The organism is Aurantiacibacter rhizosphaerae (assembly GCF_009807005.1).
Classification (GTDB): domain Bacteria; phylum Pseudomonadota; class Alphaproteobacteria; order Sphingomonadales; family Sphingomonadaceae; genus Alteraurantiacibacter; species Alteraurantiacibacter rhizosphaerae.
This window is the reverse complement of the sequence record NZ_WUBR01000001.1, coordinates 1,339,063-1,364,562: the sequence shown is the minus strand read 5'-3', so window position 1 is coordinate 1,364,562 and position 25,500 is coordinate 1,339,063. Positions and strand designations below refer to the sequence as shown.

Annotated in this window: 21 protein-coding genes and 1 tRNA gene; 12 read left to right on the top strand and 10 right to left on the bottom strand. The window is 61.2% G+C overall.

The annotated features are described in order from the left end of the window. Positions 1-134: 134 nt before the first annotated feature. On the bottom strand, positions 135-938 hold the full coding sequence (locus GRF63_RS06460) for an acetoacetate decarboxylase family protein (protein ID WP_160485104.1): 804 nt from the start codon (positions 936-938) through the stop codon (positions 135-137). A 149-nt stretch (positions 939-1,087) separates the two neighbouring features. On the opposite strand from GRF63_RS06460, the gene GRF63_RS06455 reads away from it, so the two are divergent. Genes GRF63_RS06455 through GRF63_RS06440 form a run of 4 tightly spaced genes read left to right on the top strand, consistent with a single transcriptional unit; the run spans position 1,088 to position 4,797 of the window. Beyond that, positions 1,088-1,978, top strand: coding sequence for a fumarylacetoacetate hydrolase family protein (locus GRF63_RS06455; RefSeq protein WP_160485103.1), 891 nt, complete (start codon positions 1,088-1,090; stop codon positions 1,976-1,978). A gap of 4 nt (positions 1,979-1,982) precedes the next feature. After that, positions 1,983-3,413 (top strand): aldehyde dehydrogenase family protein, encoded by a 1,431-nt coding sequence (locus GRF63_RS06450; protein ID WP_202131574.1) that lies wholly within the window; start codon positions 1,983-1,985, stop codon positions 3,411-3,413. Beyond that, positions 3,410-3,730 carry a 2Fe-2S iron-sulfur cluster-binding family protein gene (locus GRF63_RS06445; protein ID WP_160485102.1) on the top strand — a complete coding sequence of 107 codons (321 nt, stop codon included), beginning with the start codon at positions 3,410-3,412 and terminating at the stop codon, positions 3,728-3,730. Before GRF63_RS06450 ends, GRF63_RS06445 begins: the two co-directional genes overlap by 4 nt. Before the next feature lie 53 nt (positions 3,731-3,783). After that, positions 3,784-4,797: an AraC family transcriptional regulator gene (locus GRF63_RS06440; protein ID WP_160485101.1), complete on the top strand. Its 1,014-nt coding sequence runs from the start codon at positions 3,784-3,786 to the stop codon at positions 4,795-4,797. A 14-nt stretch (positions 4,798-4,811) separates the two neighbouring features. On the opposite strand, the gene GRF63_RS06435 is transcribed toward GRF63_RS06440, so the two are convergent. The 4 genes from GRF63_RS06435 to GRF63_RS06420 all read right to left on the bottom strand — a co-directional run bounded on the left by GRF63_RS06435 (position 4,812) and on the right by GRF63_RS06420 (position 11,195). Further along, entirely contained in the window at positions 4,812-7,205 is a 2,394-nt protein-coding gene (locus tag GRF63_RS06435; RefSeq protein WP_160485100.1) for a TonB-dependent receptor, read from the bottom strand. 82 nt (positions 7,206-7,287) lie between these two features. Further along, on the bottom strand, positions 7,288-8,574 hold the full coding sequence (gabT, locus tag GRF63_RS06430) for a 4-aminobutyrate--2-oxoglutarate transaminase (protein WP_160485099.1): 1,287 nt from the start codon (positions 8,572-8,574) through the stop codon (positions 7,288-7,290). Further along, on the bottom strand, positions 8,574-9,989 hold the full coding sequence (locus GRF63_RS06425) for an NAD-dependent succinate-semialdehyde dehydrogenase (protein WP_160485098.1): 1,416 nt from the start codon (positions 9,987-9,989) through the stop codon (positions 8,574-8,576). The genes gabT and GRF63_RS06425 overlap by 1 nt, the downstream gene beginning before the upstream one ends. Before the next feature lie 3 nt (positions 9,990-9,992). Continuing rightward, complete coding sequence (locus GRF63_RS06420) at positions 9,993-11,195, bottom strand: MFS transporter (protein WP_160485097.1); 1,203 nt, start codon at positions 11,193-11,195, stop codon at positions 9,993-9,995. A 170-nt stretch (positions 11,196-11,365) separates the two neighbouring features. On the opposite strand from GRF63_RS06420, the gene qhpR reads away from it, so the two are divergent. Beyond that, complete coding sequence (qhpR, locus tag GRF63_RS06415; RefSeq protein WP_160485096.1) at positions 11,366-12,367, top strand: AraC-like transcriptional regulator QhpR; 1,002 nt, start codon at positions 11,366-11,368, stop codon at positions 12,365-12,367. Between the two features lie 58 nt (positions 12,368-12,425). Next, positions 12,426-13,259, top strand: coding sequence for a type 1 glutamine amidotransferase (locus GRF63_RS06410; RefSeq protein WP_160485095.1), 834 nt, complete (start codon positions 12,426-12,428; stop codon positions 13,257-13,259). Positions 13,260-13,286: 27 nt separating this feature from the next. Here GRF63_RS06410 and GRF63_RS06405 read toward each other — a convergent pair whose 3' ends face one another. Further along, the gene (locus tag GRF63_RS06405) at positions 13,287-14,162 is read right to left on the bottom strand and encodes a 3,4-dihydroxyphenylacetate 2,3-dioxygenase (protein WP_160485094.1); all 876 of its coding nucleotides are present in this window, start codon (positions 14,160-14,162) and stop codon (positions 13,287-13,289) included. A gap of 119 nt (positions 14,163-14,281) precedes the next feature. On the opposite strand from GRF63_RS06405, the gene GRF63_RS06400 reads away from it, so the two are divergent. The 4 genes from GRF63_RS06400 to GRF63_RS06385 all read left to right on the top strand — a co-directional run bounded on the left by GRF63_RS06400 (position 14,282) and on the right by GRF63_RS06385 (position 20,781). Then, positions 14,282-15,565, top strand: coding sequence for a cytochrome P450 (locus GRF63_RS06400; protein ID WP_237392310.1), 1,284 nt, complete (start codon positions 14,282-14,284; stop codon positions 15,563-15,565). 57 nt (positions 15,566-15,622) lie between these two features. Continuing rightward, positions 15,623-16,921, top strand: a complete 1,299-nt coding sequence (locus GRF63_RS06395; protein WP_337189620.1) for a glutamine synthetase family protein — start codon at positions 15,623-15,625, stop codon at positions 16,919-16,921. 8 nt (positions 16,922-16,929) lie between these two features. After that, positions 16,930-18,387 (top strand): aldehyde dehydrogenase, encoded by a 1,458-nt coding sequence (locus tag GRF63_RS06390; RefSeq protein ID WP_160485092.1) that lies wholly within the window; start codon positions 16,930-16,932, stop codon positions 18,385-18,387. Between the two features lie 192 nt (positions 18,388-18,579). After that, positions 18,580-20,781, top strand: a complete 2,202-nt coding sequence (locus tag GRF63_RS06385) for a molybdopterin-containing oxidoreductase family protein (RefSeq protein WP_160485091.1) — start codon at positions 18,580-18,582, stop codon at positions 20,779-20,781. A 21-nt stretch (positions 20,782-20,802) separates the two neighbouring features. Here the strand turns inward: GRF63_RS06385 and GRF63_RS06380 are convergent. Next, positions 20,803-20,893: transfer RNA gene (locus GRF63_RS06380), tRNA-Ser, on the bottom strand. A gap of 161 nt (positions 20,894-21,054) precedes the next feature. Between GRF63_RS06380 and hspQ the strand changes: the two genes are divergently transcribed. Further along, positions 21,055-21,435 carry a heat shock protein HspQ gene (gene hspQ, locus GRF63_RS06375; RefSeq protein WP_160485090.1) on the top strand — a complete coding sequence of 127 codons (381 nt, stop codon included), beginning with the start codon at positions 21,055-21,057 and terminating at the stop codon, positions 21,433-21,435. A gap of 2 nt (positions 21,436-21,437) precedes the next feature. Here the strand turns inward: hspQ and GRF63_RS06370 are convergent, their stop codons facing one another. Further along, complete coding sequence (locus GRF63_RS06370) at positions 21,438-22,328, bottom strand: ABC transporter permease (protein ID WP_160485089.1); 891 nt, start codon at positions 22,326-22,328, stop codon at positions 21,438-21,440. Between the two features lie 100 nt (positions 22,329-22,428). Here GRF63_RS06370 and GRF63_RS06365 point away from each other — a divergent pair, with 100 nt between their 5' ends. Then, positions 22,429-23,124 carry a GcrA family cell cycle regulator gene (locus GRF63_RS06365; RefSeq protein WP_160485088.1) on the top strand — a complete coding sequence of 232 codons (696 nt, stop codon included), beginning with the start codon at positions 22,429-22,431 and terminating at the stop codon, positions 23,122-23,124. A 76-nt stretch (positions 23,125-23,200) separates the two neighbouring features. Here GRF63_RS06365 and GRF63_RS06360 read toward each other — a convergent pair whose 3' ends face one another. Both GRF63_RS06360 and GRF63_RS06355 read right to left on the bottom strand, forming a co-directional pair. Further along, positions 23,201-23,773 (bottom strand): class I SAM-dependent methyltransferase, encoded by a 573-nt coding sequence (locus GRF63_RS06360; protein WP_160485087.1) that lies wholly within the window; start codon positions 23,771-23,773, stop codon positions 23,201-23,203. Between the two features lie 260 nt (positions 23,774-24,033). Then, positions 24,034-25,389, bottom strand: a complete 1,356-nt coding sequence (locus GRF63_RS06355; protein WP_160485086.1) for an MFS transporter — start codon at positions 25,387-25,389, stop codon at positions 24,034-24,036. Positions 25,390-25,500: the final 111 nt, after the last annotated feature.

Genomic DNA, 25,500 nt, shown 5'->3' with positions numbered 1-25,500 from the left:
GCAATCTGGCTTGGCAATTTAGGCCATGATAATTCGCCCTTTTACGCTTGCAGCAGGCACGACTTCAGGCCCGCCGAAACAGCGAGCCTGAAGGTTGAAAATTCACTCTCTCCGCGCGGGTTGAGCCGGCGCGATCAGGCCAGATTGTTGCGCGCCAGCGTGGTGCCAGCCCGCCAGGAAACGCCGATCTCGTGCCAGTATCCCGCGATCTTTTCCTGCGGTGCAATATCCAGCAATTCTTCTACCGGACTGTCGAAATAGGTAATATCGAAGTCGCCCTTGAAACAGCGGCCCTTCTCCACGTCAAAACCGCTCATGGTGACGACTTCGTTAAGACTTTGCGTGCCGTCTGTCTCGATCGCAGGCATCCAGCGGCTGTGCGCCATCGGGTGCCCGTTAACAAAGCCCGCCGACTCGCATTCCTCACGGATGGTGAAGCGCCCCTCGGCCAGACGCCGATCAAACGCTGCCAGCGTCACCCCAAAGGTGCCGCCCGGTTCCAGTCGGGGGCCAGCCTTGCCCACCACGACAGGGCGGCTCATCTGGATGCTGCCCAGCTTCTTGGGATAGCCCTGGTGCTGCCCGCGCAGCATGGCAAATTCCTTGTCCACCCAGATATACAGGCAGCGCGTATAGGTCTTGCCCTGGAATTTGCAGCGGCACACGATGAACATTTCCTTGTACTGCACCCGCACCGGGTCCAGCAGCTGCCCAGGATCGTCACCGGTTGATTGCCAATCCGCCCAGATCGCCGCCAGCGCGCCCGGATCCTCGTCCGCCAGTTCGAAACCTTCTGGCATCAGCGCGGCCACCTTTGCCGGGTCCGTGCGATATTCAAGGGTGATGAGATCGCCCGAATAGTGCCACGGCACCGGCGGCACGATGCTCGCCTTGCCGGTTGGCGTGCGTGGATAGAATAGGCCCTTGAGCTCGCTCATCATTGTCCTCTTGCAATCTTGTGTCGACTTGATGCCAAGACTTGTCTGCCTTGCGGCGGAAAGCTTGGCCACAACGGCCAAAGATGAAAGCCGCCTGGCACGCTAAGTCCTGTATCGAACGCTTACGCGATTAATTCCGGGAGATCTCGATGACCACCGAATACCGCCGCATCCTGCTTCATGGATATCCTATTCTAACCACTCGCGAAGGCGACGAACTGGTGACGCGCGATGGGCGCAGCATCGGTGTGGACGATGCGGTGCATCTGGCCCCGGTCCAGCCCAGCAAGATCATCTGCGTGCATCTGAACTATCATAGCCGGGTGGATGAATTCATCACCAAGCTGCCGCCCGCGCCAACCTATTTTCACAAGCCCATCACCGCGCTGAACACCCACAAGGGCGATATCGTGCGGCCGGAACGGTGCAAATACCTGAATTACGAAGGCGAGATCGCTATCGTGATCGGCAAGACATGCCGCAATATCTCCCCCGATGAAGCGGGCGATTACATTCTGGGCTATTCCGTTTCCAACGATTACGGCCTGCATGATTTTCGCGATACCGATGCCGGATCCATGTTGCGCGTAAAGGGATCGGACACGCTGTGCCCAATCGGGCCGGGCCTCGTCACGGGATGGGATTTTCATGACAAGACCATCCGCACCATCGTGAACGGCAAGGTGGCGCAGGAAGACACCACCGCCAACATGGAATGGGACATGCATTATCTGGTGGCCGATATTGCGCGCACCATCACGCTGGAACCGGGCGACGTGCTGCTGTCCGGCACGCCCGCCAACAGCCGTCCGGTGGAGCCGGGCGACGTGGTGGAAGTGGAGGTTGAAGGCCTTGGTAAACTCACCAATCGCATCGTGACCGGCCCCACGCCGATCCGTGACGATGTGGGCGCGCAGCCTTCCACCAGTGAAGAGGTGATCTCCACCGCCATGGGCGGCGATTGGGAGCATCGCGGCAAGCGCGCAGCAGGCGGCCAGGGTGCCCAGTTCTACGAATCCAAACTTGGCGAGAAAGATTGAAGCGATGGCCCTGCCCGATGCAACGCGCCACTTTATCGATGGCGAATGGATACAGGCGGAGCGGACCGCGCCTGTCATCAATCCGGCCACAACCCAAGAGGTGGCACGCGTTGCAATGGGCAGCGCCGCCGATGCGAAACGCGCCATTGATGCGGCCGCCCGCGCCTTTCCCGCATGGTCCCAAACCAGCGTTGACGAACGCCTCGCCATCATCGGACGGATCAATCAGGCGCTGAAAGACCGATCGGACGAGATCGGCGATGCGATCATGGCAGAGATGGGTGCGCCCTTCTCCCTCGCCCGCGGCGCGCAGGCCGGATCGGGTCCGCAGCATTTTGACGAGATCCTGCGCCTGCTGCCGGACTTTGCTTTTGAAGAGCCCTTGGGCTCCACCATGCTGCGGCGAGAGCCCATTGGCGTCTGCACCCTGATCACCCCCTGGAACTGGCCGATGAACCAGATCGCTGCCAAGGTTGCACCGGCGCTGGCCGCGGGATGTACCATGGTGCTGAAGCCAAGCGAACTGGCCCCGCTGGATGCCACGATTCTGGCCGAGATCGTCGAAGAGGCTGGCCTGCCTGCGGGCGTGTTCAACCTTGTTCACGGCACCGGCGGCGATCTGGGCGACACGCTGACGGGGCATCCCAAAGTAGATATGGTGTCCTTCACCGGGTCCACACGGGCCGGCATCGCCATCGGGCAGAACGCGGCCAGATCGATCAAGCGCGTGGCGCTGGAACTGGGCGGAAAATCCGCCGTGATCGTGCTGGAAGATGCAGACCTGGAAAAGGCGGTTTCGAATGCCGTTGCATCCTGCATGTTCAACAGCGGGCAAAGCTGCAATGCCGGCACGCGCCTGCTGGTGCCTGCCGCCCGGCAGAAGGAAGCGCAGGAAATTGCGGGCCGCGTCGCGCGTAATCTTACCGTCGGCATGCCGCAGGATGATGCCGACCTTGGCCCTGTCGCCAATGAGGCGCAATATGGCCGCGTCATCACCCATATCGAACAGGCCATCGTGGATGGCGCTACGCTGGTGGCAGGCGGGAGCGAAAAGCCTGACGGTCTGACAGGGTATTTCGTAGCCCCCACCGTTCTGGGCGATGTCACCACCGATATGCGCGTCGCCACCGATGAAGTGTTTGGCCCGGTGCTGGCGATCATGGGTTATGACGACATCGATCAGGCTGTCGAAATCGCCAATGACAGCGAATACGGCCTATCCGGCTATGTCTGGGGCAGCGATATCGATGCTGCTGCGAAAGTGGCCGCACGCATGCGCACCGGCATGGTGCACCTCAACGGCAGCGTGCTGGACAGCAAGGCACCCTTCGGCGGCTATCGCAAAAGCGGGAATGGCCGCGAATGGGGCGTGCACGGACTGCTGGAGTTTCTCGAAGTGAAATCAGTCTATGGCGGAGCAAAGGGCAAGGCATGAGTAAGACCGTCGAAATTATCGAGCGTGACGGCCAACGCCGCACGATCACTGCGGACGAAGGCGTTTCGCTGATGGAGGCGATGCGCGATAATGGCGTGGACGAAGTGCTGGCCCTGTGCGGCGGTTGCTGTTCCTGCGCCACCTGCCACGTGATCCTGCCGCAAGACGTGTTCGCCAGCCTGCCCGCAATGTCGGATGATGAGGACGATCTGCTGGACAGTTCGGATCACCGAGAGGCAAATTCGCGCCTGTCCTGCCAGGTATCGATGGCCGATCTGCCGGACAATGCCGAATGCCGTGTGGCGCCGGAAGACTGATCCGGCCCGGCCTCCCTTCCGTTTTCACGGAATTTGCGGTCTAACCTTGCGCCATGGCCGAACCGACCATTTCCGTCCTGCTGCTGCGCCACGTTGCCAATTGCGTGGAGCTGACAGGGCGCGCTTCGGAACCGTTGCTGGAAGAGTTCGGTCTGGGCAAGGATCTGCTGGAAGATCGCGAGGCAACCCTGCCCCTGCGCACCTTCCTGGCCTTTTTCGAAAGCGCGGCGGAGTTCGCCAATAATCGCCATTTCGGCCTTCACGCAGGGCGCATCGCCAGTGCGGACAGCCTTGGCCCGCTCAGCTTCCTCTTCCTTTCCGCGCCCACACTGGGAGAAGCCTTCTCGGCATTCGTGCACTACCTGGGCGTGATGCAGCAATCGGCGCGCAATTCCATCAGCGTCGGGCCGGACACGGCGACCTTCGAATACGGCGTTCGCGATACCAGCCTGGGCGCGCGGCGGCAGGACGCGGAATATTCGATTGCCGTCACCTATACGCTGGCACGCAATTACTGCGGCGGCCGACTGGATCTGCGGGAGGTGTGCTTCGAACACGCGCAGGTCGGCGATTACCTGACCTATCGCGATTTCTTCGATTGCGATGTGTTCTTCGATCGGCCGCGCAATTCCATCAGCTTCGATGCCGCCGACCTAACCCGAAGAGGAAGGGAACTGAGCGGCGACCTGTTTCCCATCCTGGTCGACCACCTGCAAAGCAAGGCAGAGGACGAGGCAGGCCCGGCCACCTTGGTGGAACGGCTGGAGGACTGGCTGCAAATGCGTGCAGTCTCCGCACCTCCAAAGGTGGAGGATGCCGCTGCTGCGCTGGGCCTGTCCGTCCACGCATTGCAGCGACGGCTGGCGAAAGACGGCCAGACCTTCCGCGACATGGCCCAGCACCACCGGATGCAGCAGGCGTGCCACCTGCTGGCAGAGAGCGACCGCTCCATCGCGGATATCGCGCTTTCCGTTGGCTATTCGGAAAGCGCCAGCTTTATCCGCGCCTTCAAGGCGCAGTGTGGCAATACACCGGAACGATATCGCCGGATGACTGCCGAAAGCTGACGCTTTCCGAAAATTCAGTCGCCGAACGGTATGCGCAAGGTCGCGCCATAGGTGCGCGGCGGCGCGAAGAACGACGTGGTGCCCAGAATGCCAAGGTTCAGCGTGTAGGCACGATATTCCTTGTCGAACACATTGCGCATCCACAGCTGCGCCGAAATGCCGCTGGCGTCATCCGTGTACATCAGGGACGTGTTGGTGACGTTATAGGCTTCCTGCAGCGAGGACAGGCCATTGGTCACTTCCAGATACTGATCGGCATACCATGCCCCGTCTACCTGCGCAGCCAGTTCGCCGCCGCCCAGATCGAAGTTGTAGCGGAACAGATAGTTCAGGCTGAATTCGGGCGAGTTGGGGAATTCGGCATCGGTGATGAAATCCTGCGGATAGTCACAGAAGAAGAAACCGCCCTCATTCGTGCAGAACTGTGCATCGGGCGCGCCGGGGAAGAACTCCGGCCCGAACTGTTCGCCCGGTCCGCGCACCTGATCCACCTTGGAGGTTTGCCAGGTGCCGCCCAGCACCACGTTGAGCTGAGGCGTCGGGCTCCAGTACGCCTCAACCTCAGCACCGGTGGAACGGGCATCGCTGTTGGTTACGAATGGCACGCCGCCGGTTAGTGCAAATGCCTGATAATCATCGAAGATGTAGTGGAACACCGTGCCATTCAGACGAAGGTCGCCATTGGCCAGCGTGCTTTTGAAACCGGCTTCAAAGCTGTTGAGCGTCTCCGCCCCGTGCTTGAAATCCTCTGCCACAACGTCAGAGCCCAGCGACCAGTTGCCGCCCTTGATGCCCCTGTTCCACGATGCGAACAGCAACAGGTCGGGGTTCGGCTCGTAACTCAGCGCCACGCGCGCGGCCCAGTCGCCATAGTCGATATCGTTCACGCCCGGCACCACGGTTTCAAACGCCGCGCTTGATGCGATGAGGAAATCGTCGGCCACCGCCGGATCGATAAGCGTGGCCGTGTAATCGATTGACTTGTCGTCTTGCGAATAGCGCGCACCAGCGGTCAGCGTCAGCGTATCGGTCAGCAGGAAATCCGCCTGACCGAAGACAGACCAGTTGCGAGATGACAGGCCGAATGTCTGGAACACCGCCGGATCAACCGCATCGCCATTCACCTCCAGCGCGGAGCCAAGAACCGGCGCGCCCTGCGTCTTGATGGAGCCATCCATGTCGATATCGAGGTAATAGCCGCCCACCTGCCAGCGCGCGAAATCGGTATCTCCGGCCAGGCGCATCTCGTGCGAGAACTGCCGATAATCATTGGTGGTGTCGAAATTGATCACCAGCACCGGGATGGCATCGCCATCCTCGCCATAGGTTTTTGAAAGATCGGTGTAATTGGTGATGGACGTCAGCGTCAGCGCGTCGCCCAGATCCCATTCGAAATCGGCCTGATAGATATCGACATTGCGATCCAGATAGCCGCGCCGTTCGCCGAAGTTCTCGAACGGGCTGGCAGGTTCGCCAGTGATGCCGTTGATCACCCCGCCCTGACCATTGCCGAGGCCGGTATCGTCCACGGCGCAATATCCGTTAGCCAGAAAATCGCAATTGTCGAACACATAGCCGCCAGTATCGACGTCATTGTCCTGCGCATGCTTGTACCACAGGTTCGCGGTAAGGTCTGGCGTGACTTCGAACTGCATCGTGATGCGTCCGGCCCAGCCGTCCTTGCCGCCCAGATCCTGGCCGCTGCCCACCAGTCCCGCAGCTGCATCGGTATCGCGCGAGATCACGTAGCCATCGGCTTTTTCCAGCCGACCTGCGGCGCGAATGCGCACGCCCTCGGCAATGCCGCCGCCCATGGCAGCCTCGATCGACAGATCGTTGAAGCGGCCATAGCTCGCCTCGATATAGCCGTTGAGGTTATCCTCCTCCGCCTGGCGGGAGAGATAGTGGATCAGCCCGCCCGTGGCGTTGCGGCCGAACAGCGTTCCTTGCGGTCCGCGCAGGACCTCCACCCGTTCGACATCGAAGATCTGCCCGCTGACGCCGTTGATCGACCCCATGTAGGCGTTGTCGAAATACACCGCGACGGGCGCTTCGAGATTGTCGGTAAAGTTGTTCTGCGAAACGCCGCGCAGGTTGAAAATGGTGAGGTTGGGTGACCATTGGTTCACCTGCAGCGCCGGTATCTGCTGGGTGATGCCGGTGGTGTCGGTCACGCCCAGCGCGGTCAGCTGATCGCCGGAAAAGGCGCTGACGGAAATTGGCACGTCCTGCAGGTTCTCCGCCCGCTTGTTGGCCGTAACGATAATCGCGTCGAGAATGCCGGGCTCATCCGCCTGTGCAGGCGTGGCGGCGGGCTGCCCATCCGCATCTTGCGCCTTGGCAAGTTGCGGATTGAGCGAAACGATGGTGATGGCAGACAGACAGCTGCCGAGTAACAGATTGCGCATTTCAGACCTCCCTAAGGTGCCGGGAAAGGTGCGTCGCAATCCGCCAATACGCTTGGCCGAGTAGGCCAAAACGAAGGGCCTGCTACCCGGCGGCGGCGCGCACGACCTTTTCGATCCTGTCGAGGCCGTCTTCCAGCACATCGTCGGGCATCGTCAGCGCCGGCAGGAAGCGCACGACATTGCCGCGAATGCCGCAGGACAGCAGCAGCAGGCCTTCGGAAAGACCCTGCGCCACGATGGCCTTCGTCAGCTCAGGATCGGGCCGCGATGGATCGCCATCCTTCACCAGTTCCATGGCCACCATCGCGCCGGGGCCACGCACGTCCCCGATGCATGAGAGGCCAAGTCCGCGCATCCTTTCCTTGATGCGGCTGCCGATCAACCGCGCACGGGCGCACAGATCTTCTTCGTCGATGATGTCGAGAACCTCCAGGCCCGCCACACAGCCCAGCGGCGATCCGCCATAGGTACCGCCAAGGCCGCCCGGCCCCGGCGTATCCATCAGATCTGCCCGGCCAATTACGCCGGAGATGGGAAAGCCACCAGCCATTGCCTTGGCCACGGTCATCATGTCGGGCCGCACATCGGCCTCCCGCGCAACCCAGTCCATGGCGAACAGTTCGCCGGTGCGGGCAAAGCCCGACTGCACTTCATCCGCGATCAGCAGGATGCCGTGACGGTCGCAAATTTCTCGCAGCGCGCGGAAGAAATCATAGGACGCAGTGTAGAACCCGCCCTCGCCCAGAACCGGCTCCAGCACGATCGCTGCCACCGCCTCGGGTTCGATCGCGGATGCGAACAGCGCGTTCAGCCCTTCGATTGCCGCATCATCGCCGAAGCCATGATAGGGAATGGGGAAACGCGTGTGAAAAATGTCGCCCGGCATCGGGCCGAACTGCGCCTTGTACGGCTGCGTTTTCCCGGTCATCGCCAGCGTCAGCAGCGTGCGCCCGTGATAGCCGCCCTGGAAGGTGATCACGCCGCGCCGCCCGGTGGCGGAGCGGGCGATTTTCACCGCGTTCTCCAGCGCCTCAGCGCCCGTGGACAGAAAGATAGTCTTCGCGTCGCCTGCAACCGGCGCGCGCGCGTTCAGCTTCTCCGCCAGCGCGATATAGCTTTCGTAGGGCGTCACCTGGAAGGAGCAGTGCGAGAACCGGTCCAGCTGATCCTTCACCGCGGCAACGATGCGCGGATGGCTGTGGCCGGTGTTGCAGACCGCGATGCCGGTGGCGAAGTCGATATATTCGCCGCCCTCTGCATCTGTGACATGGGCATTGGCGCCTTCGTGAAAGAAACGCTGGTGCATGGAGGCGACACCGCGCGGCACGGCAGCCTCGCGCCGCTTCCAGAGATCTGCATTCACGCTCATCAAATTCCTCCCACCAGGCAGTATTTCAGTTCAAGATATTCATCGAGGCCGTGGCTCGATCCTTCGCGGCCCATGCCGGATTGCTTGATGCCGCCGAACGGCGCGACTTCGGTAGACAGGATGCCATCGTTCGCCGCGACCATTCCGTATTCCAGCCCCTCCATCACGCGGAACACGCGGCCCACGTCGCGGGCGTAGAAATACGCCGCCAGGCCATAGGGCGTGTCATTGGCGATGCGGATTGCCTCGTCCTCTGTCGAAAAGCGGATGACGGGCGCGACGGGGCCGAAAATCTCCTCGCTGGCAATCGCCATATCGGACGTGACGCCGGTGAGGATGGTGGCCTCGTAAAAGCCTTCCCCGGCATCGCTGGTGGTTGCGCCGGTGACGGGTTTCGCGCCCGCGGACAAAGCCTGATCCACCAGCCTTGCCACCTTGTCTCGCCCGGCGCTGTTGATCAGTGGGCCCAGCGTCGTGCCCTCTTCGCAGCCTGCGCCGATCTTCAGCGCCTCTACGCGCGTCTTCAGTTTTTCCACGAAAGCATCGTGGACACCGTCCTGCACCAGTATTCGGTTGGCGCACACGCAGGTTTGCCCGGCATTGCGATACTTGCTGGCCATCGCGCCTTCCACGGCGGCGTCCAGGTCTGCATCGTCGAACACGATGAAGGGTGCGTTGCCGCCCAGTTCCAGGCTGAGGCGCAGGACATTGTCCGACGTCTGGCGCATCAGCGTCTTGCCCACGGCGGTGGAGCCAGTGAAGCTGAGCTTGCGGATGCGGGGGTGCGTGCAGAACAGTGTGCCCAGTTCCGCCGGATCGGTGGTTGGCACCACGCGAAACAGTTCGCGTGGCACGCCCGCCTCATGCGCCAGACGCTCCAGCGCCAGCGCAGAAAATGGTGTCGCCTCTGCGGGCTTTACGACGATGGCGCAGCCTGCCGCCAGCGCCGGGGCCACCTTGCGGGTGATCATGGCGACGGGGAAGTTCCACGGGGTGATGGCAGCGCAGGTGCCTACCGGCTGCTTTATGGTCATCACCCGCTTGCCGGCCGCGAAAGTCGGCACCGTTTCGCCATAGGCTCGCTTGCCCTCTTCCGCGAACCATTCGATGAAGGACGCGCCATAGGCGACCTCTCCGCGCGATTCCGCCATCGGCTTGCCGCTTTCCGCGGTCACCAGCCGGGCCAGTTCTTCAGTGTGCTGTTTGGTGAGGGCAAACCACTTGCTCAGTATGGCGGCGCGATCTTTGGCCGTTCGTTGCGCCCATTCCTGCCCGGCGGCATCTGCCAGCGTGATAATGGAGGACACATCGTCCTCACTGTATGTTGTGGCGCGGCCAATTTCGCTGCCGGTGGCAGGATCGAATACGGCAAGCGCGCCTTCGGCATCGCCGAGGCTTTCAAGTTCAAGGTTCATGGGTCAGACAGTCGTTTCAGAGAGAAGCAGGCGCCGGTGCGCGTTCATCGGCACAAGCAGGGAAAGGTAACTGAGAATGAAGAAGCCGATGCACACCAGCTCCACCCAGAAGAAGGAACCATCGGTAATCAGCGGCGCGGCCAGCAAGGGGCCGCCGCCTAGGCCGATCATCTGCAAGGCGATGGCGTATGAGATCATCCGGCCGCTGACTTCGAAATCGCAGACCTTTGCCAGGATGAAAGGCAGCACGAAGTTCCACAGCAAGTTGAACCCGCAGACGGCGATCAGGAAGGTGGCGTAATCCGGCTGGCCGAGCAGCAGCGCAATGCTGGCCCCGCCGCCCAGAATACCGATGGCGATGGCCCAGTGGGACGTTATCCGTTCCGCCAGGAACACCGCCGCCAGCGCGCCCGCAATTGCCAGTATCTGCGACAGGAACAGCGCGTCCGCCACGGGCTGTTCTGCGTGGCCGGCGGCAAACCCCACCAGCGCCAGCACACCCCATGCGATGCCCTGCGCCAGATTATAGGCCAGCACGCCGGCCAGCGCCAAAAGGATCATCGGGCGGCCAAGCTGGCGCGCATTGGGCGCGTCTACCGCTTCGGCCACATAGGCGCGCGGCACGTAACGCACGGTGATCATGGAGATGAGGCACAGTACCGCGAAACAGCCGAACAGCGTGGTGAACCCGAAGGTGGCAAGGAAATTCGGCAAGAACCACAGGACGAATGCGCCATAGGTGAGGAGCAGCACCAGATAGAGCGCCAGATTGCGCTCTGCATGGCGAGTGATGCCGATGAAGGTAAAACTGATGGAGATGATCAGGCCGTGGCCCAGCCCTGCCACCAGCCGAGCGACCCAGAAGCTGGACGATTGCAACATCGCCGCTGACAGCATATTGCCGAAAATCGCCAGCGCCAGCCCGAAGAAGACAACATATCGCCAATTCAGCCGATTGCCGAAGAATGCGAGTACGATCGCCGAAATCGCGACGCCCAGCATCTCCACACCGGCAAGGTTGACCGCCTGCGGCTCTGTATAGCCAAGCTCACTCACAAATCCGCCCACAACGCCGGGCTGGATGATGAAGGACAGCACCCCAATCGTGCCCAGCACGATGGCGCTGGCAATCGCGCTTATGGAATTGACGTCGACCGCATTGGCCGCCGCTGCGCTGTGTTCGGGCATGTGCACACGATCGGCCATCGATATCGTCCTCCGGTGCCGTTTCATCTGTCACGATCGCGGCGACGGGCTTGGCCGAAGTGGACAAGTGTAGCCAATTCCTGTCCTAAACTGTCAGTCAAATGGCACAAACTATCAATTCAGCGTGCAACGCCGGGTATAGCTTTCTTCCCATTGAGGGAGAAAAAAACATGGCGGTTACCTGCGTTCGCTCTTCCGCCCTTGATGGGTGGCAGCGTTTCATGTCCAGCCAGGGCTATCGTACGGAAAGTATGAAGCCATTCCAGAACTTTGCCCAAGCCGATGCCGAGGCGGAGAGACGAATACCGCTGAGAGGCTTCGTCGATTTTTCGGAATGCGTGGTGCGTGACACCAAGGATGTTGCGATCCCGTGGCTGGTAGGCCGCAACTACAGCCTCCAATCGCTTGGCCCGGTGGGCGATGCCGTTTGCGCCTCCACCAGCGTGGGCTCCGCCTTGCGCAGGTTCGTGGAATATTTCGCGCTGCTACAGGATTGCACCGATATCCGCATCGATAGCCAGGAACGCACGACTTCGCTCAGCTACCGCATCCTCGATCCCAACATCTGGCCGCGCCATCAGGATGCAATGTTCAGCTTTGGCATATTGGCGCAGATCCTGTGCCAGGGTTCCACCGATGGCTGGGACCAGGTGGAATTCCACTTCGAAGCCTCCGCCTCCATGATGACAGGCGACATCCAGCGCGTGGTGGATGCGCCGTGCAGTTTCGAGGCGGATACCAACATGTTCCGCTTCCCCACCCGCTTTCTGGATCGCGCCATCGAGCCGTGCGATCGCGCGGCGCCGATCAACGAACTGAACCGCCAGATCGCCGACAAGAACCGATCCAGCGCGCTGGTGGAACGATTGGCGCAGGTTGTTTATCGCGACCTGGACCAGCTTGGCATCGATCAGGAGCGCGTGGCTCGCGAGGTCGGCATGTCCAGCCGCACCATGCGCCGCCATTTGGCAACCGAAGGGCACAGTTTTCAGCAGGTGCTGGACGAATGCCGCATGCGCCAGGCGGTGTTCGAATTTCGCACAAAGCCGGACCTGTCCATCGCCCAGATCGCCTTGCGCCTCGGCTATTCGGAACACAGCACATTCACTCGCGCGTTCCGCCGGTGGAGCGGGGTTTCACCGCAGGCGTGCCGCAAGCAGATGGCGCAGTAGAATTTCTGGGGCCCCTCAGCCCTTCTGATCCAAGACTTAAATACCACAGGGAAACACGATGCCGCGATTGCTATTGCTTGAAGGAAACACCGCCGAAAAACGCGCTCTGGGCGCAAAGATCGGCGTGCGCAGTTCCAGCCAGATTTACGCAGAGGCCATTTCCACTCACTTCCCCGATCTGGAAATGGATACGATCAATGGCGCAGACGAGGACTGGGCTTTCCCCGAAGGCCGGGGCTTTGGCGATTATGATGGCATGGTGATCACCGGATCATCGCTGCACGCCTATGACAGCGAATTTGCCGTGACCAACCAGATAGAGCTGACTGCCAGGGCAGGCGAAACCGGCATGCCGATATTCGGATCGTGCTGGGGCCTGCAGATCGCGGTGATGGCAGCCGGGGGCCAGGTGGAATACAGCCCGATGGGCCGCGAAGTGGGCATCGCCCGCAAGATCACCCCGACAGACGAGGGGCGTGGCCATCCGATCTTCAGCCTGAAGAACCGATCATTCGATGCGCCCTGCATCCATTATGACGAGGTGACACGCCTGCCCGACAGCGCCACTCTGCTGGCATCCAACCCCCACAGCAAGGTGCAGGCCGCGCTGGTGCCGGTTGGCAAGAGCACGGTATGGGCAGTGCAGTATCATCCGGAATTCGATCTGCAGCAGCTGGTGCAGCTTTATCGCCTGTATGAAGATGCGATGATCACTGAAGGCTTCTTCGTCGATAAAGACAGCATGCACGCCTATGTCAGAAAGCTGGACCGGTTGATCGCCGCGCCAGATGATATGGGCCTGCGCTGGCAGCTGGGCATCGATGATGACATCCTGGATGATCGCACCCGCAATGGTGAGATCATCGCCTGGCTGGAGAGCGAAGTCCTGTGATCTGAACTGCGGCAGGAGCGGCTGGATCTAGGCCCAGCCGTCTCCGTCGCGATCAAACCACACGTGCACCTGGCTGGTGCCGGTGGCGTTCTCATAATCGGAGAACTGGCGCCCCTTTGCTTTCCAGTCACGCCCGCCGCATGCTGCGGCCATCATCAGGTAGTGGCCAAAGCGCGCCTCTGGCAGGTGCTGCAGGAAATCGTCCATTGTATCGATGACCTGCGCATGATCACCCGCCTTCATCCATTCGATCCGCTCCAGATCCGCCTCGCGCGCTTCGGGGCGGGAGATATGGATGGGATCGGAGGATTCGTGATCCGGGATTTGCAGGAAGGGCCAGAAGCGATGGCTCATCGAACCGCTGGCGATGATGGCAACGCGCCGATCGCTTTCACGGATGGCCCTGCCAATCCCCTCGCCCACCTTCAGGAAAGTTTCCGGCTCCCCGGTATAGGCATGGCTGACAGACAGCCATTCCTGCGCATCGTCATGCAGGAAGGTGGAGAGATTTACCGTCGGATAATGGATCGGCAACCACGGATCGTCGATCGGGTTGGTGCGCACGCCGACTTCGGTGGCGCGATGCGCGATGCTATTCGCAAGTTCCGGGTTGCCCTTCAGATTATAGGGTATCTGCTTCATCCCGCGCGGCAATTCGTCGGACGTATAAAGCCCGGCGCGCCGTGCGTGGGAGGTGACGCAGAATTCCACGATGGTGTGCCAGTGCGTATCCAGGATAATGATGGTGTCCGGCTTCAGCGGGTCCAGCACTTCCTCGCGCAGCCGGTGCAATCCGGGAACGAGGCTGATTTCCTTGCCCTCGTTCAATTCCTTGCGATCTTCTTCCGACATCATGATCGTGGGCGCGTGTGCCACGATGCCTGCTCCAACTATCTCACCCATGTCGCGCTCCTCTGTAAGTTCTTGCAGAGGCGAATAGCGTGTTTTCGGCAGGGTGGGGATAGCTGGGCGGCATCTTGTCCGGTTCTGCCAAGTGAAAGGAACGCTTGCTTCCTAGCTAGATGGCAGAGGCTGATGTGATGATTTATCCCTTTTCCCGATCCGAAGATCCCCATGTCGATCTGTCATCGCAAGATGCTTTCGACAACGGCGCACCCTTCGCGACTTTTGACCGTATGCGCAGCGAGGCGGCGGTCCACTGGACCGAATTTACCGGCCCCGATGACGGGTTCTGGTCGGTGGTGCGGCACGCCGATATCCTGCAACTGAACCGGCAGACCGGTCTGCTATCCTCCGCTCGCGGTATCCGCATGGAGGACCAGACGGAGGAAGAGTACGAGGCGCGCAAGACCTTTCAGGAAACCGATGCGCCTGTTCACCGCGCCTTTCGCGCGCTGGCCAGCAAGGCTTTTTCCAAGAGCACAATCTCGCAATATGAAGATCGCATCCGCCAGATCGTGACGGAACTGCTGGACCAATCCTTCGAGGAACGCGAATTCGACGCGACAGACCGTATTGCACGCCGCCTGCCGATGCAGATGCTGGGCCAGATCATCGGTGTGCCGGATGAAGATGCCGGCTGGCTGGTGGAGCGCGGCGATGCGCTGATTTCCAACGCCGATCCCGATTACACCGATTTCGTTATCGATAAGGTCGATACCGATGAATACCGCCTGCTACCCTTCCGCTCTCCTGCGGCTGTCGAACTGTTCGATTACGCCAATGATCTGCTCGACCGGATCGAAAAAGGCGAAGAGATCGGCGTTCTGAACACCGTTTTGCAGCCCACCAGCCACGGCACGCAGATGACGCGGGATGAATTCCGCAACTTCTTCTGCCTGCTGGTCGCGGCCGGAAACGACACCACCCGCTATTCGATTGCGGCCACCATCCATTCGCTGGCCAACCAGCCCGGCCTGCTGACGGCTCTGCAAGCCGGAAACCACGGCGGCTGGGAAGGCGTGACGGACGAGATGATCCGCTGGGCCACCCCCACCACCCATTTCCGTCGCACCGCCACGCAGGATTTCGAACATGCTGGAAAAACCATCCGCGCCGGTGACAAGGTGGTGCTGTGGTTCCTTTCCGCCAACCGCGATGGCGATGCTATGAGCGATCCCTATCAGCTACAGCTGGACAGGCCGCGCAATCCGCACCTCGCCTTTGGCCAGGGCGGCCCGCACATTTGCCTGGGCATGTGGCTGGCCAAGCTGGAAGTGCGCGTGGTGCTGGAAGAAATGACACGCCGCCTTGGCAAGATCGAGCAGATTGCACCACATGAATATCTGCGGTCCAATTTCATCCACGGTATCAAGAAACTGCCGATCAGGGTCACCGCTCGCTGACACGTGGCGTGGGACGGTAAAATGGCAGATAAGGGGGCAGTTTTGGGAGATAGCAGTGTGACAGCGTCAGGCGAAGCCACGCAAAGGTGCCGGCTCCTTTTTGCCGATCAACTGAATCTGGCACGCGGCAAATATGTTCCGCTGTCAGAAGCGCGAAAGGGCCATGCACGGCTGTGCGTGGGTGCCTATGCTGTAACCTATTGCAAGGACATGATCGCCGCACCCGGCGCGGGCGTGCTGGACGGTCTGCCGGACATGCAACTGGTGTTCGATCCGGCAAACCTGCGCATGTCGTGGGAACGCGATACCCAGGTGGTGGTTGGCGATCTGCGCGATGGCGATACGGATTTCCCGCTGTGTGGACGCTCCGCCCTGAAACGCGCAATTGCGTTGTGGCGCGACCGCGGGCTGGAGCCGCAGATCGGCATCGAAATGGAAGCCTATGTCTATCAGCGCAATGCCGATGGCGAATGGGTGCCCTACGAAACGCCCGGCGCCTTTGTTTATGGCACCGGCCCCTTCTCCGATCCTGCCGGACTGGTGGACGATATCTGGCAAGCGGCGGCCAATTGCGGCCTGCCAATTGAATCCATCAATGCCGAATTCGATTCCCCGCAGTTCGAGTTGACCCTGCGCTATGCCGATGCGCTGAAGGCGGCGGACGATGCATTCCTGTTCCGCCAGATGGCGCGCGAAATCCTGTTCAAGCGGGGCTACCTGCTATCCTTCCTGCCAAAGCCGATCGAGGGCAAAAGCGGCAGCGGATTGCACTTCAACCTCAGCTTCACGGACAAGGACGGCACAAACGTGTTCGCCCGGTCCGATGTGAACGACACCTCAAATCCGGTGATGCAGGGCGTGATCGCCGGCATGCTGAAACACCATCGCGCGCTCACCGGCGTGCTGGCACCGGTGACCAATTCCTATGAACGGCTTAAGCCGGGCAATCTTGTTGGATATTGGGCGAACTGGGGCGTGGATCATCGTTCCGTGACAGTGCGCCTGTCGGGCGAAACAGGAAACGGCGCACGGCTGGAACATCGCCTGGGCGATTGTGCCGCAAGCCCCTATTTCGCCATCGCAGCGCTGTTGCAGGCCGGGCATCTGGGCATGGAAAACAGCTATGCCCTGCCCGACCCGGAAACAGAGGACGGCATCGAAAGCGTCTCGGCAGAGGAGCATGCCCCGCACGATCTTGGCTCTGCACTGGATGCGCTGGAAAGCGACACCGCGCTGACCGAAGCAATCGGCAGCGTGCTGGTGGCCAATTACGTCGCCATCAAACGGCGCGAGATAGAGCTGCTGGCAGACAAGTCTCGCGAAGAACAAATCGCCTATTACCTGCATTACATCTGAGGACCTTCATGGCCGAGCGTATCGACATCGACGGTGTATCCGTCTCTCCCGACCATTTCATCGGCAATCGCCGGGTGTCTTCGCCCCGCACTTTCGAAACGCGCTGCCCGTTTGACTGGGATCGCAAGCTGGCCGACGTCGCGCTGGGCGATGCCGATACCGCGAAGCAGGCCGTCGCCGCTGCGACGGAGGCTTTTCCTGCATGGGCGGCCCTCTCTGCCAAGGAACGCGCCGCCTATCTCAACCGGCTTTCGGACCTGATCGAGGAGAACAAGGAGAAGCTCGCGCTTGTCGAATGCCTTGACATGGCGATGCTGCTGGAGAGCCTGCAACTGCGCGTTATCTCTCGCGCTGCGCTGAACTTCCGCAATTACGCCGATCTGGCGGTGGAGCATGAGGAACGCGTCTGGTCTTCCAAGGGCACGCTGAACCGCGTTATCCGCATGCCCGCCGGCCCGGCGCTGATCATCACGCCGTGGAACGCGCCCTTCATGCTCTCCACGTGGAAATGCGCCCCCGCGCTGGCGGCAGGCAATACGGTGATCCTGAAACCTGCCGAATGGTCTCCGCTGTCTGCATCCATGCTGGGCGACCTGATCGATGAAGCCGGCTTTCCGCCGGGCGTGTTCAACATCGTGCAGGGCGGCGCGGAAATCGGCAACGCCCTGACGTCGGACCCCGGCATCAAGCGCATCAGCTTTACAGGGTCTGTTCCCACGGCCCGCGTGATTGGCAGGAATGCGGCCGAAAACATCGTGCCGTTCACTGCCGAACTGGGCGGGAAAAGCGCGCTGCTGGTGTTCGAAGATGCGGATATCGATGCCGCTGCCAAGAAGGCGGCGGGCCAGTACGATGATAGCGGACAGGTCTGCATGGCAGGCTCCCGCGTGATCGTGCAGGAAAGCGTGAAGGACGAATTCCTCGAACGCTTCAATCACTATGCAGATCAGCACGTGCTGGGTGACAGTATGGACCCCGCCACAACCGTTTCCGCCATGATCCATCCCACCCATGTCGAACGCGTGCTGGGCTTTATCGAGCGCGCCCGCGAAAGAGGTGACGAGATCGTGCGCGGCGGCAAACGCTGGAAGGAAGGGCAGAACTGGGTGGAACCCACGCTGATTATGCCCAGGGACAACAACAGCGAAGTGGTGCAAAGCGAGATCTTCGGCCCGGTCCTCACCTTCCAGACATTTGCCAGCGAAGAGGATGGCGTGGCCCTTGCCAACTCCACCCAATACGGCCTTTCCGGCATCGTCTACACCGGCAATGCAGAAAGAGCAGAACGGGTCGGCAGGCAAGTGCGCGGCGGCACGGTGTGGGTAAACACCTTCCTAGTGCGGGATCTGACGGCGCCATTCGGCGGTATCGGTATCTCCGGCATCGGCCGTGAGGGCGGCGATTACGCGCTGGATTTCCATTCCGATCTCAAGACGCTGCAGATCCTGGAGCAAAGCGTAAAATAGCCTTTAGGATCGGCGAACAGGGTGGATGAAGCCCTGCATGTCGCACGCGCCGGCGGCCAATCTGGCCGTCGGACCTTTTGCCGTTTCTCATTCCGATATTGTCAGCCAGCATAAAATACGCTTCAATACTTCCCACCCCAAAGGCCGCACTGGTTTGCAATAAGCTGGCCGGGGGAGAGAAGGATGTCGTGAATGACGGATGGCACTGTGACTTCGGCCACGCCGGTGACCGCCAAGAGCGTTTGCCGCTGCTGCGGCGGGTTCTGCCCGGTGATCGCAACGCTGGATGGCTCGCGGATCGAAAAGGTTGAGGGCAATCCTGACGCCCCGCTGCATCGCGGCTTCATCTGCCCCAAGGGGCGGGCGCTGGCGACACAGCAGAACGATCCGAACCGATTGAAGCACAGCCTGAAGCGAATGCCCGATGGTTCCTTCGTGCCGATTTCCAAGGATCAGCTGATAGACGAAATTGCCGAGAAAGTGCGGCAATGCATCGAGGAATACGGGCCGGATTCCGTTGCATCCTACATGGGCAACCCGGTGCACGAACAACCCGCCACCGCGCCGATGATGGTGTCTTTCCTGGAGGCGATCGGCTCCAACAGCCTCTACACCGTGGCGACGATAGACCAGCCGGGCATGTTCGTATCCGATGCGCTGCACGGCACCTGGGAAGGTGGGCACGTTCCGCTTGATCTGCTGGATGTGTTCCTGATCATCGGCGGCAATCCCATCATTTCAAAGCAATATGCCAACAACAATCCCGGCCAGCGGCTTAAAAGCTTCGTGGGCCGTGGTGGCAAGCTGATCGTGATAGATCCCCGCCGCACCGAAACCGCCCGGCGTGCGGCCGTTCACCTGCAGGGCATTCCGGGAGAGGACCCCGCGATCCTGGCGGGCCTGATCCATCTGGTGATCAAGGGCGGCGGCACCGATGCTGCGTTCGTGAAAGAGAACGCAACCGGGCTGGACGCGCTAACAGCTGCCGTCAGTCCCTTTACGCCGGACTATGTCGCGCAGCGTGCCGGCGTCGATCCGGAGCAACTGCGGCAAGCAGCCCAATTGCTGATCGAGGCGAAGCGGGGCGATGTGGGAAGCGGCGTCGGGCCATCCATGGCGACGCGCGGCACGCTTTCCACCTATCTGTCACGCTGCCTGATCACCCTGCGCGGGTTCTGGACGCGGCCCGGCGATCCTGCCCGCAGCCCTGTTTTGCTTGCGCCGTGGCAGCCGCGCGCGCAGCCGTCCGCCCCCTACCCCGCCATCATGCCGGATGCCCCGCGAAAGCCTGCGCGCGGCATTGGAGCCAGCGTGGCAGGATTGCCGCTCAACGGCCTGCTGGAAGAGATGATGACGCCCGCGAAAGGCAATGTCTGCGCGATGTTCATGCATGGCGGCGCGATGCGCACCTGGCCCGATACGCGCAAGGTGAAGGAAGCGCTTGAAGCGCTGGACCTGCTGGTGGTGCATGATATCGAGATGTCCGCCACCGCCCGCGTGGCAACCCATGTCATCGCCACGAACACCCAGCTTGAGGTGCCCACATTCTCGCAATGGTTCGAATCCGTTTCCTTCACTCACCCCGGATGGGGCGTGCAGGAGCCTTACGGGCTTTACAATCCAGCGCTGGCCACGCCGCCACCCGATGCCGAGATCATGGCTTCGTGGGAGATCTATTACCATGTCGCGCGCCGTCTGGGGCTTTCATTGAAGCTGGGGCGCATCTTCGAGGATCGCGCCAGTGCCCTGCCGATGGATATGGAGCGGGAGCCCGATACCGATGCGCTTTACGCACTGCTTTGCGAAGGCTCCGCAATCCCGCTGGAAACAGTAAAGCAATATGCTGATGGACATATCTTCGAGGAAGCGCGGACAAAAGTCGGCCCGCGCAGCGACGATTGCTCCGCCCGGCTAGAACTCGCCGATGCGGGCATGATGGCCCAATTGCAGGAGGTGGCGACGGAAGACTATCACGCACGCCGTGGCACGGGGCCGGACTTTCCCTACCTCTTCATCCCCCGCCGCATTCAGCAAACCACCAATGCCACATACCGTGCCGAGGGTATTCTCAGGACACCCTATAACCCTGCCTATATGCACGGCACGGATCTGGCCCAGCTTGGTCTATCTCCCGGCGATCTGGTGCGCATTCGATCGAAAAACGGATCCATCGTCGGCGTGGTGGAAAGCGATGACGATCTGCGCCCCGGCGTCCTTTCAATGACGCACGGCTTCGGCGCCAATCCGGGAGACGATCACGATCCGCGGGAGCACGGCGCGAATGTGAACGAGCTTCTAAGCTGGTCCGACGATTACGATCCGCTTCACGGCCAGCCGCGCATGGGGGCCGTACCGGTGTCTGTCCTGCCAATTGAGCAAGAAGAGAAGGCCTGAAGTAGTTGTTCTGTGAGTGAGTGGCGGAGAGGGAGGGATTCGAACCCTCGGAACCCCATAGGAGCTCAACAGTTTTCGAGACTGCCCCGTTCGACCACTCCGGCACCTCTCCGCAAACGGGGTGTCAGCTTAAACCCGCAGTCGATGGGAAGCGCGGCGGTTAGCCGACTGGTTATCGCTTGCCAAGTCCCTTCCGCGCCTTTTCGTCGTAAAATCGGGGGACGGGCTTACGCTGGCGCTTGTTACGGCGAAGGCACGGCATATATTCGGGCCATGGAACGCTCTGAATTCTATTCATCCCAGGCCGGTCGGCTCATCGATGCGCCCCGCCGGTCGCGTGCCCGCTTTGCAATCGGGGACATCGTGAAACACCGCAAGTTCGATTTTCGCGGCGTGGTTTTCGATATCGATCCGGTCTACGCCAATTCGGAAGAATGGTTTGAGCAGATCCCGGAAGGGCAGCGCCCGGATCGGGACCAGCCGTTCTATCACCTGTTGGCAGAGAACGAGGACAGTTCCTACGTCGCCTATGTCAGCCAGCAGAACCTCTCTATCGATACAGATGGCGAACCGATCGACCATCCGCAGGTGGACCAGCTGTTCGAAGATTTCCGCGCCGGTCGCTATTTCCTGCGCCGCAGCCTGACGCACTAGGTTCAGCTCTTGATCTTCCAGCCGCTTTTCAGAACGCGGTAGGTGATGAAGCCCATCACCAGGTTCAGCACGCCCACGCCAATCGCCGCGCCGATCACCGCCTGATTGGTGTCGCCAATATCGCTGGAGCCGAGGAAGCCGAAACGGAAGCCAGAGATCATGTAGAAGAACGGGTTCGCCTTGCTGACCATCTGGAAAAATGGCGAGAGGTTGGAAATCACGTAGAACGTGCCCGACAGCAGGCTGAGCGGCGCAATCACGAAATTGGTGATCGCCGCGTTATGATCGAACTTCTCTGCCCAGATGCTGGCCAGCAGGCCCAGAATCGCCAGCATGGTGGCCCCCATCAGGCCGAACCACACCACCGCCCAAGGGTGCGCCACGTGCAGGTCCACACCCGGATACAGCCACATGGCCAGCGCCACCGCGCCGCCCACCATCACCGCGCGGGTGATGGCCGCCATCACGATGCCGATCATCAGTTCCGCCTCTGACAAGGGCGGCATCAGCAGATCGATGATGGTGCCCTGCAGCTTGCCCGCCAGCAGGCTGAAGCTGGAATTGGCAAAGGCGTTCTGCATCATGCCCATCATGATCAGGCCCGGCGCAACGAAAGTGCCGAAATTCACGCCCATGATCTCTCGCCCGGATCGGCCCAGCGCCACGGTGAAGATCACCAGAAACAGCAATGTGGTGACGGCGGGCGCCCACACAGTCTGCGTCTGCACCTTGAGAAAGCGGCGGATCTCCTTAATATAGAGACTCCACAGCCCGATCCGGTTGATGCCGGTGATCTGCGGCTCTCCCTTTGGCGGGAATTTGCGACCGGCATTGCTGCCGGCTGCCACAAGATCGCCGGTGGCGGAAAGTGATGCAGGTGCTTGATCGGTCATAGGGGCGCGACTATCTCTCCTGTGCCGGGCTGGCAAGAACACAAAGGACCGTGACCGGAATGGTGCGCGGTCCGCAAGATGAACGGAACACGATAACTTCATGAGCTGGACTGAAGAACGCATCGCCACCCTCACAAAGCTGTGGGAAGGCGGATCCACCGCTAGCGAGATTGCCACCGAACTGGGCGGCGTGTCACGCAACGCGGTGATCGGCAAGGCGCATCGTCTGGGCCTGAAGGCACGACCAAGCCCGGTAAAGGCGAACGAGAAGAAGGCTGCCAAGAAGAAGGAGGCTGCTGCAAAACCAGCAGCGCCCAAAACAAAGCCGAAACCCGCGCCCGCCAGAAAGGCAGCGGAAGCCCCGGCGGCAAAGCCGGTGGAGCGTCAGGAACCGCAGGCCGCCGCGCCCGCATCCAACTCCAATCCGCAGCAGCCCATGCCGGACAAGCGATCCGACCTGCCCAAGATCGTATCCTATGGCCCCGGTGGTTTTCTGCGCCAGGGCCCAGGTGATCAGCAGCCGCCGATCCCGCCGGCCCCGCCGCGCCGATTGGTGCCGGCAAAGCCCGATCCTTCCATCGCGGACAAGACCAGCCTGCTGGACCTGAACGATCGCGTGTGCCGCTGGCCCATGGGCCATCCCGGAGAGGCGGATTTCCACTTCTGCGGAGAAAAGGTGAACCCCGGTTTCCCCTATTGCGTGGAACATTGCGGTCGGGCCTATCAGGCGCAGCTGCCCCGTGGTGCGCGCCGTCCCCCGCCGCCCCTGCCCTTTGGCGGACCGCGCGTTCGCTGACGGCAACAGCCATTTAACAAAAAGGCCCGCTTTCCAATATCCGGAAGGCGGGCCTTTTTTGTGCTGTTTGCTGTCGTCAGGCCTCGCCCGTTTTCCAGCCCCACACCAGCAGGCAGGGGGGAATGTTGCGCCAGACATAGCCTGTGTCCACCTTGTCAAAATGTGCCTCGGTCAGCTCTTTCGCGGTGGGGCGGAACTGATAGGTCAGGAATGCGCCGCCGCTGCGGATCACGCGCTGCGTGGCTTCGACGATGCGCGTTGCCACCCCTTCGGGCAGGGATGAAAACGGCAGGCCCGAAAGGACGAAATCCGCCTTTTCATGGCCAAGCCGGCGGACATATTCCTCCACATTCTCTGCCGAACCAAGAATGGCATGAAAACGATCGTCATCCACCGTGCGTTGCAGATATTCGATAAAGCGGGGGTTGGTGTCGATCACCAGCAATTGCCCACCCGGCGGCAGGCGATCCAGGATATGCGGGCAGAAAGTGCCCACGCCCGGCCCATATTCCACGAACAGCTTGCACCGTTGCCAATCCACCCGGTCCAGCATGGCATTGATCGTCACGCGGGAGGACGGGATAATGGACCCCACCATCTTCGGATTTTCCACAAAGCCCCGGAAAAACACGCCCAGCGGGCCTATCATGCGGCTGAATGCCCCGCGCCGTGCACCTTGGGTCGACAGGACTTGATCATTTCCATTCACGTATCTGGCAGCCTTTTCCTTGCGGTAGGTTGATCGCTTTTCAAACGGGTTTCCCCCCATGCCGATGCATTGCGCCAAAGCCAAGGGTTACTGCCAATTCACGCAAGCCCGGTTGCTGAAATCGCTGATAATTGTGCCGGAAGGCTCTGCCTGCGCAAAAACCGTTAAGCCCCAAATCAATCGCCAAGCGAATCAGGAGGTTACCCTTCCTTGCCCAGCGGCGGCACGTGGCGATCCACCACGAAGGCCGCTGCAGACACCAGCACGGCAGCCGCGGCCAACGTGCCGAAGAAGGGCCACACGCTGGTGCCGCCAGCATCCAGCAGCGCCCCACCCAGCCCCGTGGCCGACACTGCGCCAAGGCGGCTCATGAATATGCCAAAGCCGATGCCGCCCGAACGGCAGCTGGGCGGATAGCCGTGGGTCATCATCACATACATGCCCGCGATGGCGGCGCTGAAGGCAAATCCGGACAATCCCACCAGCCAGGTGACATAGGTGCGTCGCGCCTCGTCCAGCTGATCCGGCAGGCCCTCTATCGTAAAGCCGATGGCCAGCATCCACACCACCATGATGGCAGACAGCGCCGCCATGACGATCTTCGATCCGAAGCGGCGCATGATGATGCCGCACAGGATCGATCCCACCATGGAGCTGAGCCCCGCCAGCGCCACTGCATCGCCCGCCTGGTTCAGCGTGAAATCCTCCGCCGTCAGGAACGTGGTTCCCCAGCTGAGGATGCCGTACGCCACCAGCGTGGATGCGGCAAAGGCGATACCGATGCCTAGGTTCAGCCTGAAATTGGAAGGATGCAGCACGCCGATCTGCGGCCCGCCCTCGCTATCCGTGTGGTGCCTGTCAGGCGACAGCGCCACGTCGTCATCCAGCACCAGCTTCGCGTGTTTCTGCGCCAGTTCTGATCGCCCGCGTGCCAGCAGGAAGGATGGGCTGTCACGCAGGACAATGCCGATGGCCAGCACCACCAGCAGCGTGGCCGCGCCAAAGATCATGAACGTGCCTTCCCAGCCATAGGCGGCCTCAAGGTCAGGCCCGATCCAGCCTACCACCGTGCCGCCAATGGGTGTGCCAACGGCAAGCGTGCTGATGGCCACGGGGCGCCAGCGATCCGGCAGCCATTCGCCCGCCATTGCCAGCGCATTGGCATAGGCGCCGCCGAAGCCCAGCCCTGCAAACATGCGCCAGAAGGCCATGGCCCACACCCCCTCGGATGTGGCAGCGGCCATCGTTCCCAGCGAAAACACCAGCGCAGCGATCACCAGCGTCCAGCGCCGACCGATGGCATCGCCCAGCCAGCCGCCACCCCATCCACCAAGGCCAAAACCGATCAGCGCCGCCATCATCGCAATGCCGAAGGTGGAGCGTGTTACATCGAACGCCTCCATCACCTTTGGTGCGACGACGCCCAGCAATTGCAGATCAATCCCGTCGCATACCAGCACCAGCATGCAAACGGTGACGATGGCCCACTGAATGGGCTTCACCGGCTGCGCGTTCAGCGCCTCTCCAAATGTCGTGGTGCGCGGCTTCGTGGCCATGAATCTCTCCCTCTCCGCTCGCACAATGCCAGCAGGTGGGCGAATGTCACGCAGAAAGCTGGCCCGCCGGGGCGCCGCCGCCCTTGCAGACACTGGCCGGGAGTGGCAGCA

Excerpts from the sequence above, each read along its gene's own strand:
- GRF63_RS06460 (WP_160485104.1), bottom strand. The coding sequence starts at position 938 with ATGAGCGAGCTCAAGGGCCTATTCTATCCACGCACGCCAACCGGCAAG.
- GRF63_RS06425 (WP_160485098.1), bottom strand. The coding sequence starts at position 9,989 with ATGAACCTTGAACTTGAAAGCCTCGGCGATGCCGAAGGCGCGCTTGCC.
- GRF63_RS06385 (WP_160485091.1), top strand. The coding sequence starts at position 18,580 with ATGACGGATGGCACTGTGACTTCGGCCACGCCGGTGACCGCCAAGAGC.
- GRF63_RS06365 (WP_160485088.1), top strand. The coding sequence starts at position 22,429 with ATGAGCTGGACTGAAGAACGCATCGCCACCCTCACAAAGCTGTGGGAA.
- qhpR (WP_160485096.1), top strand. The coding sequence starts at position 11,366 with ATGGCGGTTACCTGCGTTCGCTCTTCCGCCCTTGATGGGTGGCAGCGT.
- GRF63_RS06420 (WP_160485097.1), bottom strand. The coding sequence starts at position 11,195 with ATGGCCGATCGTGTGCACATGCCCGAACACAGCGCAGCGGCGGCCAAT.
- GRF63_RS06435 (WP_160485100.1), bottom strand. The coding sequence starts at position 7,205 with ATGCGCAATCTGTTACTCGGCAGCTGTCTGTCTGCCATCACCATCGTT.
- GRF63_RS06400 (WP_237392310.1), top strand. The coding sequence starts at position 14,282 with ATGGCAGAGGCTGATGTGATGATTTATCCCTTTTCCCGATCCGAAGAT.
- GRF63_RS06450 (WP_202131574.1), top strand. The coding sequence starts at position 1,983 with ATGGCCCTGCCCGATGCAACGCGCCACTTTATCGATGGCGAATGGATA.
- GRF63_RS06440 (WP_160485101.1), top strand. The coding sequence starts at position 3,784 with ATGGCCGAACCGACCATTTCCGTCCTGCTGCTGCGCCACGTTGCCAAT.
- gabT (WP_160485099.1), bottom strand. The coding sequence starts at position 8,574 with ATGAGCGTGAATGCAGATCTCTGGAAGCGGCGCGAGGCTGCCGTGCCG.
- GRF63_RS06370 (WP_160485089.1), bottom strand. The coding sequence starts at position 22,328 with ATGACCGATCAAGCACCTGCATCACTTTCCGCCACCGGCGATCTTGTG.
- hspQ (WP_160485090.1), top strand. The coding sequence starts at position 21,055 with ATGGAACGCTCTGAATTCTATTCATCCCAGGCCGGTCGGCTCATCGAT.
- GRF63_RS06445 (WP_160485102.1), top strand. The coding sequence starts at position 3,410 with ATGAGTAAGACCGTCGAAATTATCGAGCGTGACGGCCAACGCCGCACG.
- GRF63_RS06390 (WP_160485092.1), top strand. The coding sequence starts at position 16,930 with ATGGCCGAGCGTATCGACATCGACGGTGTATCCGTCTCTCCCGACCAT.
- GRF63_RS06410 (WP_160485095.1), top strand. The coding sequence starts at position 12,426 with ATGCCGCGATTGCTATTGCTTGAAGGAAACACCGCCGAAAAACGCGCT.
- GRF63_RS06455 (WP_160485103.1), top strand. The coding sequence starts at position 1,088 with ATGACCACCGAATACCGCCGCATCCTGCTTCATGGATATCCTATTCTA.
- GRF63_RS06405 (WP_160485094.1), bottom strand. The coding sequence starts at position 14,162 with ATGGGTGAGATAGTTGGAGCAGGCATCGTGGCACACGCGCCCACGATC.
- GRF63_RS06355 (WP_160485086.1), bottom strand. The coding sequence starts at position 25,389 with ATGGCCACGAAGCCGCGCACCACGACATTTGGAGAGGCGCTGAACGCG.
- GRF63_RS06360 (WP_160485087.1), bottom strand. The coding sequence starts at position 23,773 with ATGATAGGCCCGCTGGGCGTGTTTTTCCGGGGCTTTGTGGAAAATCCG.